The following is a 19938-nucleotide window of genomic DNA, read 5'->3' as shown; positions in this document are numbered from 1 at the left end:
GCCGGCCCTTAGGCGCCGGCACGTCCGAATACGGTCAGAAGAGTACGCCAGAAAACCCAGGCTTCCAACGCAAAACCCGCATGGGTGATGTAATAAAGGTCCGCTTTGACCTTGTTGCGGGTCGCGTCCAGCCCTTCGACATAGCCAATTTCGGTCTGTGCCAGCCCGCTGATGCCAGGACGCACCATGTGGCGCTCGCGATAGCCCTGGATCACGTCCAGATAGGCAACGGCATGGTCATAGTAGTCCGGGCGCGGGCCGATCAGGCTCATATCGCCCTTCAGCACGTTCAGGATTTGCGGAACTTCGTCCAGACGCGTGCTGCGCAAGAAGCCCCCCAGCCGGGTGATACGATCACGTTCCAAAGGATCGTTCGGCCCACGGGTGACGCAAGATGCCTCGGTCATGGTCCGAAACTTGTACGCATTGAAAGGAGAGCAATCCCGACCCATGCGTTGCTGCACAAAGAAAAGCCCGCCGCGGTTCATGGAGGGATTCAGTACGATCAGGCAGACGATCAAGATTGCCAGCACAGGAAGCAGAGCGATGCTCAATGCGATGTCAAAGACACGCTTGGCAAAGCTGAACATAGTCCAGCGCAAAGAAGATGGGAGCGTGACGCTCTTCTTAAGAGAAGGCGCAAAAACGCCGTCTGTTCCAAAATCGTACATGACACCTGCCTCGGTGAATTTTCTGCTCGTTCTAGGCTTATTTTGCCTTTGAGGCGATTTTTCGCCGTCATTGAGGAAAATTGTCTTTAATTTTGGGTGATTTGGGAAGGGCTAATTTGCTCTGCGCCGCAGAAAGTTGTTCAGAAATCACGGTTGAAATATTGCGTTGCTCGCCCTTAGCGAGAAAAAATGCATTTGAAATGCAGGAATAATCCGGAAAATAGACCCAAGCATGTCCAGTAAGTCATTGTATTAGAAGTATAATATCAGAATACTTACGTTGCAATCTTGGCGGAAGTGCAATCCAGAGATTGAAATGGCGATCCGATCTAGAATTGAAAAGAGTCGCAAAATTTTCCCCGTAAACCGAAGCTGGATTTCACGTCAAGCACCTGAAAAAGCGAAAGTTTCCGTAAGGGAACCCTAGTCGTATGCAAACTCTTGTAGCCGCGATTGTGACAGGATTGCGGCGTAGATCTTGGTGGTCCGCTCTCCTTTGACTGACCAGGGGAACAGATCAACCGCATAGGACCGTGCAGCTGCAGCAAGTTCGCCGCTGCGCGCGCGGTCTGTGACCGCCAGCTCCATGGCCTGGCGGAACCCGTCGGCCAGTTCATCAAACGGGGCCATCGGAACGGCATCGCCCCGTGTTCCATGACCCGTCAGGTCGCCAGGTGCACCGTAATCCACGCAAACCAGATGCTGGCCGCTGGCCATGGCCTCGATCACCACGCCTGCGCCCAGCTCGCGGATCGAGGGAAAGACGAACACGTCACAGTCCCGCATCCATTGGGCGACCTCGGTCTGGGTCTTGCGGCCCTCAAGGGTCACGCAATCTTGCAGACCATTTTCGGCGATAAAGGCCTCCATCCGTGGCAATTCAGGGCCGTCCCCAAGGATGTGCAGGTGGTGCTGGCGCAGCAGGTCAGAGCGGGCAAAGGCGTGCAGCGGCAGCTCGGGCAACTTGTAGGGCACCAACCGGCCGGCAAACATGAACCGAACCTTGTCGCCGCCTCGCTGACCCGCAGGCAAGGCCCCCTGATCGTGGAAAATCGTCGGATCAAACCCGATTTCGGGGAACATGACGGTCCGCTCGTCCGGAACGCGGCTTAGATCCGCGCGGGTATGCGAGAACGCCGTCAGCACGCAGGCCGCATCGTCATAGGTGGACCGCGCATAGGGTAGGAATTTGTAGAAATCGCGCAGCTTGCGCAGGCCCTCTTTCTCGCGGCTTTGTTCCTGGGCAAAAGCAGCAGGCCAGGGCAGGGCGCCATTCAGTGGGCCAATCACGAAAGGCACCGGCGATTTGTGGGCGATATAGCTGGGCATGGTCGGCGACATCGGGGTGATCCGATGCACGATGTCGAATTCTCCGGCCAGCAGCTGATCGCGGAACCGCTTCCAGACGGCGCGTTCGAACGCCAGATAGGGAATGTAATTCATGATCATCGAGGTGGACCAGCCCACCTCTTCTCCGCCCCGCAGCAGTTTGCCCAGCTTGAACATCGGGGCGGCGATGGCCTCGTTATCTATATAGACGATGTCCAGATCCGGGTTGGCCTTTTCCACGTTCGGGCGGTTGCGCACATGGGTGGCCACGACGATGTCGCAATGCTTGGCGATTTCCAGAGCATATTTATAGCCCACGATCGGTAGCGAGGGCCACTCGGGGTTAAACTCGTCCGCCAGGATCAGGACGCGCGGTCGCTGGGTTTGGTCGCTCACTGCTCATTCCTTTGTCGCCTGTGCCGGTAAGCTATCGCGTTTTGCCCCCCGCGTGTAGGCGGCAAGCATGTCCGAATAATGGCCTTTTGCGTACAAGCCCGGGGAATTGGCACCTAGTCCTTGATCGAGGGCGTTAGAAAGATGTCGGGATCGTCCTTCATCTTCTCCAGCAGATTTTGCCTGATCTTGTCCATCATAGTCAGCAGCTGGTCGATCTCTGTGGGGGTCAGCCCCTCCATCGAGGCCTCGTTTACGGCATCAGCAGCGTCGCGCAGCAGCTGTTTCTTTTCCTCGGCGGCAGGCAACAGCCAGATCCGGTTGGACCGCCGGTCGCGCGCGTCGGGTTTGCGGACCACCCATTTGGCAGCCTCCAGTCGGTCAATCAGGCCGCTGACGGCCACCGTACCTATCCCCAGATAGCGCGCCAGTTCGACCTGGGTCAGCCCATCCTCGCGCATCAGATAGTTCAGCGCATAGACCTGAGCCGACGTCAAACCATGCGGAGCGACAGATTTATCATACAGCCGGCTGCGCAGCCGGGCGACGTGCTGAAAGATCAGTCCGACACGTTTCTCGATTTTGTCCTGTTCGCTCATAACGATCCGGTCATGGTGAGAGTTAGGCGCTTATCGGCAAAAAATCGGTTTGGATCAATAGGAGGGTGTGGCGCGGCCAAGTCCGCAGCACCGCCGCCCGGTCGCGTGACCAGATTGCGCCCCAATTTCGGCACATTCCGGGCGAACCCGAATCAATTTTCGATGAATGTTGGGGGTGCGAGGTAAACAATATGCCGACAAGCTGCGGATTTGTTTCCAGAATTTCTCAACTTGGAGACGAAAATTAACGATTTTCAGATTTTGCCCGAATTCCTCCTATATGCCGCCACGCTGGCGTCGGGAAGCTGCCGCAATCTTGCCTTATTTGGCCAATTTGTCGCCGATTTGGGGCGAGGCTGACATATTTCGCCGCAATCATGGCGTTCTGTTTCGGGCAGGAATTGGGCGATATGGCGCAATATTGTTTCATCAATCTGCCTGATTTTTCGCTTATCAAGGCACTGTTTCGGATAAATGATACAATATTCGGAATATGACACGATCCGTGCCCCAATTGGGACACGATGCGGCAAGGATAGGGCGCGCGGATCAAAATCCACCGCCTCGCGGCCTTTCTGACGTCATTTTCCGCCTCAATCCCGCCAATTTTGGGATCATGCCGCGGTTGCAAATGCTCTGGTGCGATTGACGCGTAACACCTCAAAACCGTAAAAATGTAATCGAAAGAAGCGAAAACTTCCTTCAATCATCTGCAGACTTGGATGGGGCCCAAGAAAGCAGACGATCGGTACCAAAGCAAAGGTGCCCTACGCGAGATCCGAATGCGCTGCTGCCGCGCTTTTGGAAAATACCAAAGACCAAGTGGCTGTAACCATTGGGGCTTCCCAATGGACTGGGTGGAGTTTGCCGAGAGATCGGCGTTTGCGAGTGAATATAGACCTGGGGAAGGTGAGATCGTGAATATCCGCACTGAAACAGCTTTTGATCTGGCGCAGCCCGTCCAGACCGTATCGAACACCGTTATTGCATCGCCCCGCCCGGCGCGGTCCACAGGCTTTGGTCTGTACCGCTCGCACGGCAAGCGCGCGATGGATATTGCCCTGGTTCTGATCGCCGCCGTGCCTGTCCTGATCGTCACCGTGATCCTGAGCCTGCTGATCATGCTGGATGGCAAATCGCCTTTCTACAGCCAGAACCGCGTGGGCCTGAACGGCCGCGTCTTCCGGATGTGGAAACTGCGCAGCATGGTCGCCAACGCCGACGAGGTGATGGCTGACTATCTGGCTCAGAACCCCGACGCCAAGGCCGAGTGGGACCGTGACCAGAAGCTGAAAAACGACCCGCGTATCACCAAGTTCGGCCGCCTGATCCGCGCCACCTCGCTGGACGAGCTGCCTCAGCTGTTCAACGTGCTGATCGGAGACATGTCGCTGGTAGGTCCGCGCCCGATCATGTGTTCGCAGCGTGTGCTGTATCCTGGTACCGAATACTATGCGATGCGTCCGGGCATCACCGGCTATTGGCAGACCTCGGTGCGCAACGAAAGCAGCTTCCGCCAGCGCGCCAGCTATGACGCCGACTATTTCCAGGACATTTCGCTCGCCACCGATCTGGATGTTGTTCGCCGCACCTTTGGCGTGGTTCTGAAAGCCACCGGCCACTAAGCGCGACTTCCCAAAAGAGCCATGATTTCGCCTTACCAGTCCGCCCAGCGGGCTGGTATTGCTATAACACCATGAGCAGAGCCCATAGCGGGCCCCAACACTGACAGGCCGATGCCCAACGGATTAGCATTTCTGGTGCTGGCGATTTCGCCGCTGATTTGCGTGGTGATCTTTCGATCACTGCCGCCCGGCCGCGCGTTGATTGTCAGCCTGATGGGCGCCTATCTGTTTTTGCCGCCTCAACCGACGGCGTTCGATTTCCCCCTGATCCCGGCGTTGAACAAGGAATCCCTGCCCGCGCTGACGGTACTGATCCTGTGTTTTGCGCTCTACAAGGACGAGATGACCCTGATCCCGCAGTCCAAGCTGGTGCGGGTGATGCTGGCCTTGGTGCTGCTGGGGCCAATGGGCACGACGATCACCAATCTGGAGCCTGTTTTCTTTGGCCGGATCGGCCTGCCGGGGATGAGCCCCAAGGACATGCTGTCTGTTGCGTTCCGTCAAATCCTTGAAATCACGCCGTTTCTGCTGGCCCGAAACTTCCTGGCCACGCGGGCGGGGCATCGCGATCTGTTGATTGCTCTGGTGATCGGGGGCGTGATCTATTCCTTTCCGATGCTGCTCGAGGTGCGCCTGTCCCCGCAGCTGAACATCTGGATCTACGGGTTTTTTCAGCACAGTTTCGAGCAGATGATGCGTCAGGGCGGATTCCGCCCCATCGTCTTTTTGTATCACGGGCTGTGGGCCGCGTTCTTTGTCATGTCCAGCGTGGTTGCTGCCGTGATCCTGTTGCGCGCCGAGGAAGGGCGCACCAAGACCTATGCCATGGTGGCCGGTGTCTATCTGTTTGTGGTGCTGGTGCTGTGCAAATCGCTGGCCTCTTTGATGTATTGCATCTTCCTTGTGCCGGCTGTGCTGCTGGTGCCGCGTCGGCTACAGTTGTTCGCCGCACTGGGCTTTGCCGTTTTGGCCTTGGCGTATCCAACGCTCAAAGGTGCGGGGATGATTCCCGAACAGGCGCTGCTAGAGCAAGCCAGCAAGATCAGCGAAGACCGTGCTGGGTCGCTGAAATACCGGTTCGACAACGAAAATGTGCTGCTGGAACGGGCGATGGAGAAACCCGTCTTTGGCTGGGGCAGCTGGGGGCGCAACCAAATTCTTGATCCTGTGACAGGCGTCAGCGAAACTGTGTCTGATGGATACTGGGTGATCGTGCTGGGCGTGTTCGGCTGGGTTGGTTGGCTGGGCGTGTTCGGGCTGTTGCTGTCGCCGATATTCCTGATGTGGCAAAAACTGCGCGGCTCTGTGCTGGAACATGCCTCGCCCTATGTGATGGGCATGGGGCTGCTGTTGGGGATCAACGTGTTTGATCTGTTGCCCAACGCCACGCTGACCCCGATGACCTGGCTGATTGCCGGGGCGTTGGTGGGTTATGCCGAGCGCGATGACATTTATGTCCGCAAACGGACGCAAAAATTGACGAGTGTGATGTAGCAAAGGGATTGCTTCGGATGAGAATTCTAACCCTGACCATGATGTTTTGTCTGTTGCTGCCAGGATGGGCGCAGGCGCAGAGGGACTCGGTGAAGGTGTTCTTTTTTGGCAATAGCCTGGTCGAGCATGTCAGCGACACGCACGAGACCTCGACCGTGTATTGGCTGGGCTACATCACCAAAGAGGCGCAGAAGGATTTCGCCGCAGACGGTACCTTTGGCTTCTTGCGTGAATATGGCCGCAAGCTGCCACCCAAGGCGCAGTGGTCCATTCCGGGTGTTGATCCGGCCTGGCGCGGGGATTTGGCGCGGTCGGGCTATGACGCTGTGGTTCTGACGCCCACAAACTTCATTCAATACAAACCCGCTGACGAAAAATACGACTGGCAGAACCCGGGGAATATCAGCCCCCTCGACGCCAGCACACAAGTGTTGGATTTCGTACAGGCGCAAAGCCCGAACGCGCGTCTGTTCATCTATGAGGGCTGGGCAGATATGGAAAGCGCGGTGGGCAAATTCCCCCCATCTGCGCGCAAGCTGCGCAAATATCACCGGTTCAATGGCGACGATTATCACGACTGGTACGTGGACTATCTGGCGATGCTGGCCAAGGCCTATCCCGATGCGCCGCCCAAGCTGATCCCCATCGCGAGTGTGCTGTCCAAGGTGTTCGCCATGGACGCGTTGGAAGATCTGAAAGCAACCGATCTCTATACTGATGACGCGCCGCATGGCACACCGACCATGTATTTTCTGGCCGCGATGGTCAGCTATGCCGCGCTGTACGAGGTCGCGCCGCCTGCGGTGATGGTGCTGCCTGCCTCGATCCATCCGCTGATCCGGGCCAATTATGGCCAGATCGCCGCCAAAGTGGCCGAGCTGACCCAGACCGAACGCGCTGCCTTGAACAGCCAGCCCGCGCAACAGGTGCAGAACCCGTCTTTGGCGATGGGGCTGGCCGGGGTGCATGACTGGGGCACGCAGTACCCCTTTCTGGATGTGATGAAGACGGCGCGCCCTTGGTTGGGCCATCTTCAGGGTCAATGGGGCGGGTTCGAGGCCGAACGTCTGGAGGAAGAGCTGTACCTGGACGAAAACGGCTGGCCCATGGAGATCCCCGAGGGGGTGGAGAAGCTGGAAACCTATCTGCTGACCGACCTGCCGACCGATGCGCGGTACTTCACCGGGCGCTATCGACTGACCTACGAGGGGCAGGGGATCCTGCGCATGGGCGGACGCGCGCGCAACCTGCGGTATCGACCCGGCGAGATCGAATTCAGCTTTGAACCGGGCGAGGGGCCGGTGGTTATTTCGCTGCTGAAGACCGACCCAAATGACCACATCCGCAATATCAGCGTGGTGCATCAGGATCACGTCGCGCTGCATGACATGGGCGTTGTGTTTAACCCGCTCTGGACCGAACAGATCCGGGATATGCGGGTCCTTCGCTTTATGGATTGGGGGCGGATCAATGGCTCGCCTCAGGTGGATTGGCGCGATCGCCCGCAACTGGATGATTATACCTATGTACGCCGCGGCGTTCCGATCGAACTGATGGTGAAACTGGCCAATCAAGTGGCCGCCGACCCGTGGTTCTGCATTCCGCACATGGCTGATGACAGCTATGTCGAGGCGTTTGCGACCCTGGTGCGTGATCAGCTGGACCCGCGCCGACGGGTCTATGTGGAATACTCGAACGAGGTGTGGAACTTCTTGTTTCCGCAGGCAAAATTCGCAGCCGAGCAGGCGCGCGCGGCCTGGAGCACCGAGGAAAATGGCGCCTGGATGCAATGGGCCGGGATGCGTGCTGCCCAGACAATGGGAGTCTGGTCGAGCGTGTTCAATGACCCTGATCGTTTGACCCGCGTGATGGGCGTGCACACTGCCTGGCCGGGACTGGAAGACGCGTTTCTCGAGGCTCCGCTGGCCGTCGCGGACGGTCATCCGCGCCCTGCGGACAGTTTTGATGCTTACGCGGTGACGGGGTATTTCGGGCTCGAGGCCGGGATGGATGACATGCCCGAACGGATTTTACGCTGGCACGGGCTGGGGATCGCGACCAGTAAACTGACAGAATTCCTGCGTGACGGCCCGCTGAAAAAACTCACGACCGAGCTGTTCCCCTACCATGCCGAGGTCGCTGGACAACACGGGATGCAATTGCTGATGTATGAAGGCGGAACGCATATCGTGGCGCGCGACAATTGGGTGAATGACGACACACTGACGCGGGTTTTCGCGGCCTATAATTACTCGGATGACATGGGCCACTTGTACCAAGAGCTGCTGAGCGCATGGCGCGACGCCGGGGGCACCTTGTTCAATGCGTTTGTGGATGTGGACAAGCCCTCGAAATGGGGCAGTTGGGGGGCAAAGCGGCATCTGGCGGATAAGAACCCGCGCTGGGAGGCTCTGATGGCCTATAACTCGGCAGCGCCCGCAGATTGGGAACAGCGTCCTGAGGGCGCGTTTGATGGGGGTGTGTTTCGCTCGGGTCAGGATCAGGATGACCGGATCGAGGGCACCGCATGGTCAGATATCCTGATGGGTCGCGGCGGGAATGATCGGCTGATCACCGTTGGCGGAGGCGATTTCGTGATGGGTGGCCCGGGCCGGGATACTGCTGTTCTGCCCGGTCGGTCCAAGGACTATCAACTGGCCTTTTGGGGCGAGACCCTGCTGGTGATTGGCGCCGATTCCGAGGTGGCCTTGCATGGCGTCGAATTGCTGGAATTCACGGGCGAACCTGGGCAGCAGACCGAGCTGTCTTTGCCGAATTAGGCTCTATTCCGGCCAGATTTCCTGTACCAGCGTTTCCGCGCCAACCCGGGAATTGAAGCGCTGGATGATGGTTTGACGCCCTGCCGCGCTTAGCCGGGACAACGTATCGGGGTCGTTTGCCAATGCGGATATCGCATCGGCCATGGCCTCGGGGTTTTGTGGCGGGACAAGAATGCCATCGACGCCGGTCTGGATCAGCTCGGGCACGCCGCCGGCATCCGTCCCGATGGTGGGCACGGCGCAGCTCATGGCCTCCATATAGGCCACGCCCAACGGTTCGGCCCAACTGGCCAGCACGAACAGATGCGCCTGACACAGGCGGCGTTTCACCTCGTCCGCATCAATCGCGCCCAACAGGATGACATCGCCCGTCAGCCCCAAATCCGAGATTTTCCGTTCCAAAACATGTCGATAGCCTGATCCGCCCTCGTCGTCCTCGCCCGCGATCTGCAACTGCACGTCCACCCCGCGATCCCGCAACAGCTTGACCGCGTCCATCAAATCCTGATGGCCTTTGACGAAATGCAGCCGGGCGCAGGTGAAAATCCGCAGCGGCTCATCCGCTGTGGGCGCGGTATAGGGGGTTTCGCGGGTCAGCGCCTGTGCGTCCACACCCATCGGCTGAATGCGGATGCGCGGGGGCAGCTCGGGGCCCATATTGCGCTGCATTTCTGCGTGAATTTTGTGCGTGATGATGGTCGCAAATCGCGCCTTCCGCCATTTGAAGGGCTGAGCGGGGCCGTAATCCTGAAGCGGGCCGTGCAGGGTGACAGAATAGTCCAGCCCGCCCATCCGGTTCGCCAGCGCTGCGATCATCGCCGCGCGACCACAAGAATGCGCGTGAACATGGGTGATGCCACGTGCGGCGCAGGCTTTCAGCAACCGGCGCGCTGCGGGCAGACAGATCAGGGCATCGCGCGCCACCGATGCGCCATCGCGCCGGATATCCGGTAAAAGCTCCCCCAACGGCGCACGGGGCAGCGCCGCCAGCAATTCCGGCACCGAGCGCGTGCCCAAATAGGTTGTCCGCGCCATCGCCTCGTCCGACCAGCTGTGAGAAATCAGCCCAGGCGGAGGCGGCATCGTGGAAAACAGGTGAACCTCGATCCCCATCCGTTCCAGATGCTGGATTTCGCGCCAGAAAAAGATGTGGGTTTGACCCGGAAACTGGGGCACGAGATACGCAAGTTTTCTGGGGCCGGGCACGGGTCACATCTTTCTGATTTGGGCGGTCTTTGATGTACTTAAACCCAGTTCCGGTCCAAATATAAACATAAACCCGCAGTATTTTTCGATTAAAATCCACTCGATCAGGCAGAGGCCCCACGTGATCAGCATCATCATACCCGCCAATAACGAAGAGGCGTTGCTGCCCCGTTGTTTGATGGCGCTTGCCGCTTCGGATCCCGTGGCCGAAGGGGTCGAGCTGATCGTGGCCGCGAACGCCTGTACCGATGGCACGGTGGCCGTGGCGCAGGGTATGACGCAGGGATTCGAGAATCGCGGTTGGTCTGTGCAAGTGCTGGATCTGGCCGAGGGTGGCAAGATGAACGCCATGAATCAAGCAGATGCCGCCGCCAAAGGCGACAAGCGCATCTATCTGGACGCTGACGTGGTGGTGGATCCCGAGCTGCTGTCCGAGCTGTCAGATGTCCTTAGTCGCGCCCAGTCGACCTATGCCAGCGGCAGTGTTCGGATCGCCCAGCCGCGCAGCTGGGTCAGTCGGGCCTATCGCCAAATCTACAAGCGGGTGCCCTTTTTCACGCAGGATGTGCCGGGATGTGGCTTGTTCGCGGTGAATGCCGCTGGACGCGCGCGTTGGGGGGGCTTCCCTGACATTATCTCGGATGACACCTATGTGCGGCTGTGTTTTCCGCCCGACGAGCGCAAGAAAACTCAGGCGGGCTATGACTGGCCGATCGTCGAAGGCTTTGCCAACCTTGTCAAAGTGCGTCGTCGGCAGAACATCGGTGTGGACCAGGTTGCGCAACTGTATCCCGAATTGCGGGCAAATGACACAAAGCCGCAGATGGGAATGCGACGTCTGCTTGGGCTGGCATTCTCTTATCCTTTAGGATTCTGTGTGTATGGGGCTGTGGCCCTGACTGTGAAACTGACCCAGGCACAGGACGATCAGGCATGGAGCCGGGGCAGATGAGCGACACACACGCGCCGATGGCCGGCCGGGGAAATGGTATGATTGCGAAACTGGCAGGTGCCATCAAAGGGGACAGCCTGGAACAAAGGGCGATGCGCAGCTCGATCCTGAATGTGGCCAGCTTTGGCGCCTATCAGGGGCTGCGGCTGCTGTCGAACCTGAATTCTGACTCGCATCCTGTTCCCCGAGGCGTTCGGGATGATGGCGCTGGTTACCGTGTTCATGGTGGGGCTGGCGATGTTCTCGGATATGGGCACCAGCCCGGCGATCCTGCAAAGCAAGCGTGGCGATGACCCCGATTTTCTGAACACAGCCTGGACGCTGCACGTGATCCGGGGCGGTGTGCTGTGGGTGGCGGCCTGTCTTTTGGCCTATCCGGTGTCGCTGCTGTATGAAGAGCCCGCCTTGGCCCTGTACCTGCCTGTTGCCAGTCTGATGCTGGTGCTGAACGGGTTCAATCCCACGAAATTTGAAACGGCGAACAGGCATTTGCGAACCGGCCGGGTGGCCTTGGTCGAGATTCTGACTCAGCTTTTCGGTCTGATCGTCGCCATCATCCTTGCCTGGCAAACGCAATCGGTCTGGGCGCTGGTGATCTCGGGCGTGGTGGGGGCGATGGCGCAGCTGTGGCTGATCCACCGCCTGATCGACGGCCCGCGCAACCAATTCCGGCTTGAACCCGAGGCCGTAAAAGAGCTGTTCCAATTCGGCAAATGGCTGTTCCTGTCCACCCTGTGCGGCTTCATGATCTCGCAAGGGGACAAAGTGATCCTGGGCAAGTACCTCAGCCTGGATCAGTTCGGCGTCTATAATATCGGCTATTTTCTGGCCAGTTTCCCGTTGATGCTGGGTTGGGTGGTGATCCGCCGCGTGGTGATCCCGGTGCACCGCGAAAGCCCCCCCAAGGAATTGCGCGAAAACTTCTTGCGGCTGCGCAAGATGCGATTCTTTGTGACTGCTATGCTGGTGGGGATGCTGCTGACCGTTGGGGCGCTGGGCCCATGGCTGGTGTCGCTGATGTATGACGATCGGTATTTGCAGGCGGGCGCGATTGTGTCAGCGCTGGCAGTGATGCAGATCCCGCAGGTGATCGTGATGACCTATGATCAATCTGCACTGGCCGAGGGAGATTCGCAGAATTTCTTTTTCCTGGTCGCCACGCGCGCCGTGGTGATGACCCTGGCCTTGCTGATCGGATTCGAGATTGCAGGCCTGTTTGGCTCGCTTATGGCCCAAGGGATAGCGTCCCTATCCGTATACCCTGGCGCTGTGTGGCTGGCGCGCAAACAAGGCGCATGGGACCGGCTGCATGATCTGGTATTCTTTGTGGCAAGCGCGGTGGCTGGGGCCTCGGTCTATTGGCTGCATTGGGCGGAAATATCCACGCTTATTCAATAGTTTGTGTCGATTCGGAAACAATCGCACAAAAGTGCCAAAATTGGCCATAAATCCACGGTCCCGCCCTATTCAGACCTTATTTTACTGGCACAAATGGCGTCAGGAATTCGAGTGAGTGGGTTGGATGACAAACGAACAGCAGTCTGGAACGGACATTGCCATCGTCGGAATGGCTGCGCACCTGCCGGGGGCGCAGACCGTTGATCAGTACTGGAAAAACCTGCGCGATGGTGTCGAATCCATTCGCCATCTGACCCGCGATGACCTGATCGAGGCCGGAGAGGCCCCCCACCTGATCGACCGCCCCGATTACGTCCCCGCCGCCGCCGTTTTGGAAGGCTTCAAGGGGTTTGACGCTGATTTTTGGGGCCTGGGTCCGCAGGACGCAGCGATTATGGACCCGCAGCATCGCCAATTCCTCGAGGTTTCGTGGGAGGCGCTGGAAAACGCGGGTCATATGCCTGAAAAGTTCGACGGCCCCATCGGGGTTTTTGCCGGTTGCGGCATGGGCAGCTATTTCTATTTCAACATCTGCTCGAACCCGGATTTGGTGCAGAACGTGGGCATGTTCCTGCTGCGCCACACGGGCAACGACAAGGATTTCATGTCCACGCGCCTGAGCCACATTCTGGACCTCAAGGGCCCTTCGATGAATGTGCAAACGGCGTGTTCGACGTCTCTGGTGGCGACGCATTATGCCTGCCAATCGCTGCTGAACGGCGAATGCGACATGGCGCTGGCCGGAGGCGTCACGATCGAGCTGCCCCATGCCCGCGGTTATCTGTTCAAAGAAGGCGAGATCCTGTCGCCCGACGGGCATTGCCATGCATTCGACCATCGCGCGCAGGGGACCGTGTTCGGCTCGGGCGCGGGCGTCGTGGTGCTGCGCCGGCTGGAGGACGCGATCAAGGATGGCGATCACATCTGGGGCGTCATCAAGTCCTCGGCCGTGAACAACGATGGTGCGGACAAGGCCGGCTATCTGGCGCCCAGCGTCGAAGGCCAGGCCGCCGCGATTGCCGATGCCCATGCGCTGGCCGAGATCCCCGCCGATACGATTGACTACGTGGAATGCCATGGCACCGGCACCTATCTGGGCGACCCGATCGAGGTTGCCGCGCTAACCAGCGCCTTTCGCGAAAGCACGGACGAGGTTGGGTTCTGTCGGATCGGTTCGGTCAAAACCAACATCGGCCATCTGGATACCGCCGCCGGTGTGGCCAGCCTGATCAAGGCCAGCCTGGGGCTGACGCATAAACAGATGCCGCCCTCGTTGGGCTATGAACGGCCAAATCCGGCGATTGATTTCGATGGCTCGCCCTTCCAGGTAAATGATCGCCTGACTGATTGGACCAGTCACAAGGGTCCGCGCCGGGCGGGGGTGAACTCGTTGGGGGTTGGCGGGACGAACGCCCATGTGGTGGTGGAAGAAGCCCCTGAACGCGCCGCCTCGGACGAGGCGGATTTTCCATTTCAGCTGCTAGCGCTGTCTGCCCGGTCGAAAAAGGCGCTGGATGATGGCGGGGCAAAGCTGGCCGAACACCTGCGGGGCCGTACGGACCAGCCGCTGGCCGATGTGGCCTGGACGCTGAAAGAGGGCCGCCGTGCCTTTGACCGTCGGCGCGTGATTGTTGCCGAAACCCACGAAGAAGCCGCCGAGTTGCTGGAACAGAACGACCCGCGCCGGGTGTTTACCCATCAGGTGGTGGGCCAGGACCCCGACGTTGTGTTCATGTTCCCCGGTGGCGGCGCGCAATATGCGGGCATGGCGCGGGACCTGTATGAAACCGAGCCAGTCTTTGCCGATTGGATGGATAAGGGTCTGGAGATCCTGCAACCCAAGCTGGATTATGACATCCGCGCTCTGTGGCTGCCCGAAGAGGGTGCCGAGGACGCCGCGAATGAGGCGCTGAAAAAGCCCTCGGTCCAGTTGCCGCTGATCATGATCACCGAATATGCGCTGGCGCAGTTGTGGATGTCTTGGGGGGTGAAGCCCGCCGCGCTGATCGGGCACTCGATGGGTGAAAACACTGCGGCCTGTCTGGCCGGGGTCATGAGCTTTGAGGATTGTATCGGGCTGGTGCATCTGCGCGGGACGTTGTTCGATACGGTGCCGTCTGGTGGTATGCTGAGCGTGCCAATGGACGCGCAGGAACTGCGCCCCTTGCTGGGCACCGATCTGGATCTTGGGGCCGTGAATGCTCCGGGGCTCAGCGTGGCCAGCGGACCCCAAGAGGCGCTGGACGCACTGGCTGATCAACTGGCGGCGATGGACATTCAGACCCAGCGGATTCCGATCGATATCGCGGCGCATTCGTCGATGTTGGACCCGATCCTTGGGCGCTTTGGCGACTACCTGCGCTCGATCACGCTGAACGCACCGCAGATCCCCTTTGTTTCCAACCGTACGGGAGCGTATATTGCGGATTCCGAGGCAACCGATCCGAGCTATTGGGTGGATCACCTTCGCGGCACGGTACATTTTGCGGACGGTATTCGCACACTCAGCGAACAGCCCGAGCGCGTCTATATCGAGGTTGGGCCCGGCAAGGCCCTGGCCTCGTTGACGGGCCAACATCCGAACGTGCAGGCCAACCAAGTGATCGGCACGCTGCGCCACCCGGACGATCAGATTTTCGACGACAAATACTTCATGGCCATGCTGGGCCGCGTTTGGGCGGTTGGCGTCGATTTCGATTGGCACCAGATCTGGGGTGAAGCGCGTCGCAATCGCGTGCCTCTGCCGACCTATGCGTTCCAGCGCAGCGACTATTTCATCGAGCCGGGCACCGCGCAGCTGGACGAGACCGAGGAATTCCTGATGCGCTCGGACAACCAGGAAAGCTGGGGATACCGCCCGTTCTGGAAGCCCCAATTCGCCGATATTGATCTGGATGTCTCCGAGGAACTGGGCGCCCCCCAAACCTGGTTGATCTTCAAAGATGACACCGGGCTGGCAGATCAGGCGGCGACGCGTCTGCGCGACGGGGGGCATCGTGTGGTCACGGTGGTGCCAGGGGATGGGTTCGCGCAGCTAGATGACGTCAGCTTTGTTGTGTCGCCCGAGCGCGGACGTGACGACTATGATGAGCTGATTCAGGCCCTTGCCGCGCAAGGACTGTTGCCGGATCGGATTGGGCATTTCTGGCTGGTGACAGACAAGGAAAGCTTCCGCCCGGGCAGCAGTTTTTTCCACCGGAATGTCGAACAGGGGTTCTATGCGCTGATGTTCCTGGCGCAGGCGCTCAGCGATGAGGGCGTCGACAACGCGCACCTGACCGTAGTGACCTCGGGCGCGGCGCAGATCAAAGCCGAGCCGCTGCCCTATCCGGAAAAATCCACAGTTATGGGCCCTGCGCGTGTGATCCCGCGCGAATTCCCGGGGATGACCTGCTCTGTTCTGGATATTGAAACCAAACGTAAGCGTATGGATTTGCAGCCCATCCTCGAAGAGCTGCTAGCCAATCCCGCAAATGGCGTTGCTGCCCTGCGCGGACAGAAGCGGTTTGCCCAAATCTATCGCCATGTGGACCTGGCCGAGCAACCGGTTGAAATCACGGGCGGTACGGTCCTGATCACCGGTGGGTTTGGTGGCATTGGCCTGACCATCGCCGCTGAACTGATCGAAAAATTCGACGCGAACATTGTGCTGTTGTCGCGCGGCGGTCTGCCGGATCGCGCAGAGTGGGCCAGTGTGCTGGCCAAGATGGCGCCCAATGCCTCGGTTGTGCGGCGCATCCAGGCGGTTCAAGAGCTTGAGGCGCTGGGGGGCAAGGTGCTGGTGATTGGCGCGGATGTCTCGAACGTTGAAGAGATGAAGGCCGCCAAGGCACAGGCGGAATCCGAGTTTGGCCCGATCACTGGTGTGATTCATGCCGCCGGTGTGATCAGCGATGCGCCGATCCTGGGCAAATCCCTGACTGAAATCGAGGATGTCTTTACCCCAAAAATCCACGGCACGCAGGTGTTGGACGGGTTGTTCCCTGATGGCAGCCTGGACTGGATGGTGCTGTTCTCGTCGTCCTCGACCGTGACAGCGCCCGCCGGACAGGTGGATTACGTGGCCGCGAATGAATATCTGAACGCCTTTGCCAAGGCACGTCAGGGCGGCAAGACCCGTGTTTTGGCGATTGATTGGGGCATCTGGGCGGATGTTGGCATGGCCGCCGAGGCCATGGCTGCGCGCACCGGATCGCAAGAGCCCGCACCCGAGACAGCCATTGAGGGAACGCTTCTGGATTGGTCCAGCTTTGATGCCGCAGGGGATCGCACATTCGGGGCGTCTTATACCCCGCAAGAGCGCTGGGTTCTGGACGATCACCGCACCCGCTCTGGCGAGGCTTTGCTGCCCGGCACCGGATATCTAGAGCTGGCATACGAGGCTTTGCGGGCGCAGGGGGAAACCGGCGCGTTTGAAATCCGGAACCTGACCTTCCTGGCTCCGTTGCAGGTGGATGATCTGGGCCGCTCGGTTCGTGTGACCTTGCCGCGCTCGGATCTGGGCTATGATTTTCTGGTCGAAAGCGCGGGCCCGGATGGCGTGTTCGAAGAAAACGCTCAGGCCGAGCTGTCGCTGCTGCCGATCACTCAGCCCGACCAGTTGGATTTGACGCAGATCGAGGCCCGCTGCCCGCGCGTTCAGGTGTCCTATCAGGGGCATATCCGTTCGCCCCAAGAGGCGCATCTGACCTTTGGCCCGCGTTGGCACGTGCTGCGCCAGACCGCCCTGGGCGAGGGCGAGGGGGTCGCGCATCTGTCGCTTGATCCTGCCTATGGGGGCGACAAATGCGGATTGCATCCCGGGCTTATGGACCTGGCGACCGGCTGGGCGATGGAGCTGATCGAAGGCTATCAGCCGACCCATTTGTGGGTGCCGATGTCCTATGGGTCGGTGCAGGTGTTCCAACCCGTTGCTGACCAGATTGTCAGTCATGTGCGCAACGCCAGCGCGAATAATGCCGACGCGATGACTGCCAGCTTTGATGTGACGATCTGCAAACCAGACGGCACCGTATGTGTCAAGGTCAAAGGCTTCACGATCCGCCAGCTGGACAAGGGGTTCGAGTTCGCGCGCCGCACCACGGAACCGCAGGCCGAACCGGTTGCGCGTCCGCTATCCCCGGCCGAGCTGCGCTTGCAACACAACTTGTCCCAGGGTATCCGTCCGACCGAAGGCGCACAGGCGTTTTTCCGGGCGATGGCCACGGGATTGCCGCAGGTCGTTGTGTCCTCGATGGATCTGGATGGTCTGATTGCCCAAGCCGCCGTAACCGAGACCACCGACGGCCCTGATCAGAAATTCGAACGCCCCGAGCTGGACAGCGAATATGTTGCCCCAGAAGGGGACACCGAAGAGCAACTGGCCGCCATCTGGCAGGACCTGTTGGGTGTCGATCAAATCGGGGCCGAGGACAGCTTCTTTGATCTGGGCGGGCATTCGCTGGTGGCCGTGCGCCTGTTTGCCAAGGTGAAGAAAGCCTTTGGGGTGGACTTCCCGATCTCGGTCCTGTTCGAGGCTCCGACGATCCGCAAATGCGCCGCCATGATCATCGAGGCAGGCGGGATCGTCGAAGGTGAACCGCAAGAAGACGCGCAACCGCAAACGCCCAAGCGCCGCTTCACCCATATCGTCCCGATGCATTCGGGCGAGGGCGGGCCGGAAACGCCGTTCTTCCTGGTGGCTGGCATGTTCGGCAATGTGCTGAACCTGCGTCATCTGGCGCATCTGGTGGGACATGACCGCCCGTTCTACGGCCTGCAAGCACGCGGGTTGTATGGCGAGGACGCGCCGCATAACGATCTGGTTCAGGCCGCGAAGGACTATATCGCCGAGATCCGTCAGGTGCAGCCGCACGGGCCCTATATGGTCGGTGGGTTCTCGGGGGGCGGCATCACCGCCTACGAGATCGCGCAACAGCTGAAGGACGCCGGCGAAGAGGTTCAGGTTCTGGTCATGCTGGACACACCGCTGCCGGTGCGCCGTCCGCTGACCCGTCAGGATCGGATGGCGATTCAGAAACAAGAGCTGAAAGAGGGCGGTCTGGGCTATATCGCCAAATGGGCGATCAACCGCGTGAAATGGGAGTTCGCCAAGCGGCGCGGCATTCAGGCCGAACAGCCGGAAACGGGCCATAGCTTCCATAACGAACAGATCGAGGCCGCGTTCCTGCGCTCGGTCGCCAAGTACCAGGTTCGTCCGTGGGATGGGCCGCTGTGCCTGTTCCGTCCACCCTTGGTCGGCAAATGGGAAGTCGCGCCAGGCCGGTGGGTGAACTCGGAACGCGCCTATGTGCTGGAAGACAACGACTGGACCCAACACGCGCCCAACATCGCCGTGTTCGAGGTGCCGGGGGATCACGATTCAATGGTGCTGGAACCGAATGTGCGCGTTCTGGCCGCCCGTATCCGCGATTGCATCGCCCGGGCCGAACGTTCGGATCCACCTGCACACATCTTTAAGGAGGCTGCGGAATGAGCAAGGTTCTGACGGTTATCCTGAACTACAAGACGCCCGACATGACCATCCGCGCGCTGGAACACGCGGTGGTCGCGATGGACGGATTGGAAGGCGAGATCTCTGTGGTCGACAATGACTCGGGTGATGGCTCGTTCGAACAGATCAGCGCCCATGTCCAGAAACAGGGTTGGCCGCATGTGCGTGTCATCGCCTCGGACCGCAATGGCGGGTTTGGCGCTGGCAATAATGTCGGCATCCGCGCGGGGCTCAGCGACGGAACCAAGCCCGATTACGTCTATGCGCTGAACTCGGATGCGTTTCCTGCGCCCGATGCGATCCGGCTGTTGTTGGAGGCACTGAAGGCGGACCCCAAGCTCTGGGCTGCGGGCAGTTTCATTCATGGCGAGGATGACGCCCCTCACCAAACCCTGTTCCGGTTTCCGTCGATTGCGTCCGAATTCGAAGGTGCCATTCGCTTTGGCCCGGTTTCGCGTCTGCTGCGGGATAAGATCGTGCCGTTGCCTGTGCCCGACACCAATGCCAGCGCTGACTGGATGGCTGGCGCAAGCGTGTTGATGCGCCAGGTGGTGCTGGACAAGATCGGGCTGTTTGACGAGACGTTCTTCCTCTATTTCGAGGAAACCGACCTGTTCTTGCGGGCGCGCCGGGCGGGCTATGGCTCGGTCTATGTGCGCGACAGCCACGTGATGCATATCGGCAGCGTGTCCACCGGGATGAAGGAATGGGCCCGTGTGCCCGACTACTGGTACGACTCGCGCCTGCACTATTTCGTCAAGAACCACGGCGTCGCCTACACTGCCCTGGCCACGGCGGTGCATCTGCTGGGGGGCAGCCTGTACTGGCTGCGCCGCAGTCTTGAGCGCAAGCCGATGAACGTCCCCAAACATTTCCTGCGGATTCTGCTGGCCCATGATCTGAAATCCGCCCTGCGTGCGCTGGGTGGCGCGCGCCCACAAAAACCCAGCCCTGCGGTCCCAGTGGATCGCGATGGCGCCTGAGCACAGTATCGGAGT

Annotated in this window: 12 protein-coding genes; 8 read left to right on the top strand and 4 right to left on the bottom strand. The window is 59.6% G+C overall.

The window, feature by feature from the left end:
- Nucleotides 1-8: 8 nt before the first annotated feature.
- The 3 genes from ACXADQ_RS05890 to ACXADQ_RS05880 all read right to left on the bottom strand — a co-directional run bounded on the left by ACXADQ_RS05890 (nucleotide 9) and on the right by ACXADQ_RS05880 (nucleotide 2992).
- Nucleotides 9-590 carry a sugar transferase gene (locus tag ACXADQ_RS05890; protein ID WP_475316620.1) on the bottom strand — a complete coding sequence of 194 codons (582 nt, stop codon included), beginning with the start codon at nucleotides 588-590 and terminating at the stop codon, nucleotides 9-11.
- Nucleotides 591-1094: 504 nt separating this feature from the next.
- The gene (locus ACXADQ_RS05885) at nucleotides 1095-2396 is read right to left on the bottom strand and encodes a glycosyltransferase (RefSeq protein WP_475316618.1); all 1302 of its coding nucleotides are present in this window, start codon (nucleotides 2394-2396) and stop codon (nucleotides 1095-1097) included.
- Between the two features lie 113 nt (nucleotides 2397-2509).
- On the bottom strand, nucleotides 2510-2992 hold the full coding sequence (locus tag ACXADQ_RS05880) for a MarR family winged helix-turn-helix transcriptional regulator (protein WP_475316616.1): 483 nt from the start codon (nucleotides 2990-2992) through the stop codon (nucleotides 2510-2512).
- 923 nt (nucleotides 2993-3915) lie between these two features.
- Here ACXADQ_RS05880 and ACXADQ_RS05875 point away from each other — a divergent pair.
- The 3 genes from ACXADQ_RS05875 (at nucleotide 3916) to ACXADQ_RS05865 (ending at nucleotide 8891) form a co-directional block, all read left to right on the top strand.
- Nucleotides 3916-4617, top strand: a complete 702-nt coding sequence (locus tag ACXADQ_RS05875) for a sugar transferase (protein WP_475326035.1) — start codon at nucleotides 3916-3918, stop codon at nucleotides 4615-4617.
- Nucleotides 4618-4728: 111 nt separating this feature from the next.
- Nucleotides 4729-6111, top strand: coding sequence for a hypothetical protein (locus tag ACXADQ_RS05870; protein WP_475316614.1), 1383 nt, complete (start codon nucleotides 4729-4731; stop codon nucleotides 6109-6111).
- Between the two features lie 17 nt (nucleotides 6112-6128).
- A complete protein-coding gene (locus tag ACXADQ_RS05865; protein WP_475316612.1) occupies nucleotides 6129-8891 on the top strand; it encodes a calcium-binding protein in 2763 nt (920 codons plus the stop codon).
- 3 nt (nucleotides 8892-8894) lie between these two features.
- Here ACXADQ_RS05865 and epsE read toward each other — a convergent pair whose 3' ends face one another.
- On the bottom strand, nucleotides 8895-10097 hold the full coding sequence (gene epsE / locus ACXADQ_RS05860; RefSeq protein WP_475316610.1) for an exopolysaccharide biosynthesis GT4 family glycosyltransferase EpsE: 1203 nt from the start codon (nucleotides 10095-10097) through the stop codon (nucleotides 8895-8897).
- Between the two features lie 121 nt (nucleotides 10098-10218).
- Between epsE and ACXADQ_RS05855 the strand changes: the two genes are divergently transcribed.
- From ACXADQ_RS05855 to ACXADQ_RS05835, 5 genes are all read left to right on the top strand, one after another.
- Nucleotides 10219-11049 carry a glycosyltransferase family 2 protein gene (locus ACXADQ_RS05855; RefSeq protein ID WP_475316609.1) on the top strand — a complete coding sequence of 277 codons (831 nt, stop codon included), beginning with the start codon at nucleotides 10219-10221 and terminating at the stop codon, nucleotides 11047-11049.
- A complete protein-coding gene (locus ACXADQ_RS05850) occupies nucleotides 11046-11342 on the top strand; it encodes a hypothetical protein (protein ID WP_475316607.1) in 297 nt (98 codons plus the stop codon). Before ACXADQ_RS05855 ends, ACXADQ_RS05850 begins: the two co-directional genes overlap by 4 nt.
- Entirely contained in the window at nucleotides 11248-12447 is a 1200-nt protein-coding gene (locus ACXADQ_RS05845) for an oligosaccharide flippase family protein (RefSeq protein WP_475316605.1), read from the top strand. The genes ACXADQ_RS05850 and ACXADQ_RS05845 overlap by 95 nt, the downstream gene beginning before the upstream one ends.
- Nucleotides 12448-12571: 124 nt before the next feature.
- The gene (locus ACXADQ_RS05840) at nucleotides 12572-18922 is read left to right on the top strand and encodes a type I polyketide synthase (RefSeq protein WP_475316602.1); all 6351 of its coding nucleotides are present in this window, start codon (nucleotides 12572-12574) and stop codon (nucleotides 18920-18922) included.
- Nucleotides 18919-19923, top strand: coding sequence for a glycosyltransferase family 2 protein (locus ACXADQ_RS05835; RefSeq protein WP_475316599.1), 1005 nt, complete (start codon nucleotides 18919-18921; stop codon nucleotides 19921-19923). The genes ACXADQ_RS05840 and ACXADQ_RS05835 overlap by 4 nt, the downstream gene beginning before the upstream one ends.
- The last annotated feature ends 15 nt before the right edge of the window (nucleotides 19924-19938 follow it).

This window comes from Thalassovita sp. ABM4_323, assembly GCF_056158665.1.
The sequence above is the reverse complement of the archived record's forward strand: the minus strand, read 5'-3'. Positions and strand labels throughout refer to the sequence as shown.

Excerpts from the sequence above, each read along its gene's own strand:
- ACXADQ_RS05890 (WP_475316620.1), bottom strand. The coding sequence starts at position 590 with ATGTTCAGCTTTGCCAAGCGTGTCTTTGACATCGCATTGAGCATCGCT.
- ACXADQ_RS05880 (WP_475316616.1), bottom strand. The coding sequence starts at position 2,992 with ATGAGCGAACAGGACAAAATCGAGAAACGTGTCGGACTGATCTTTCAG.
- ACXADQ_RS05870 (WP_475316614.1), top strand. The coding sequence starts at position 4,729 with ATGCCCAACGGATTAGCATTTCTGGTGCTGGCGATTTCGCCGCTGATT.
- ACXADQ_RS05865 (WP_475316612.1), top strand. The coding sequence starts at position 6,129 with ATGAGAATTCTAACCCTGACCATGATGTTTTGTCTGTTGCTGCCAGGA.
- ACXADQ_RS05850 (WP_475316607.1), top strand. The coding sequence starts at position 11,046 with ATGAGCGACACACACGCGCCGATGGCCGGCCGGGGAAATGGTATGATT.
- ACXADQ_RS05845 (WP_475316605.1), top strand. The coding sequence starts at position 11,248 with ATGATGGCGCTGGTTACCGTGTTCATGGTGGGGCTGGCGATGTTCTCG.
- ACXADQ_RS05840 (WP_475316602.1), top strand. The coding sequence starts at position 12,572 with ATGACAAACGAACAGCAGTCTGGAACGGACATTGCCATCGTCGGAATG.
- ACXADQ_RS05835 (WP_475316599.1), top strand. The coding sequence starts at position 18,919 with ATGAGCAAGGTTCTGACGGTTATCCTGAACTACAAGACGCCCGACATG.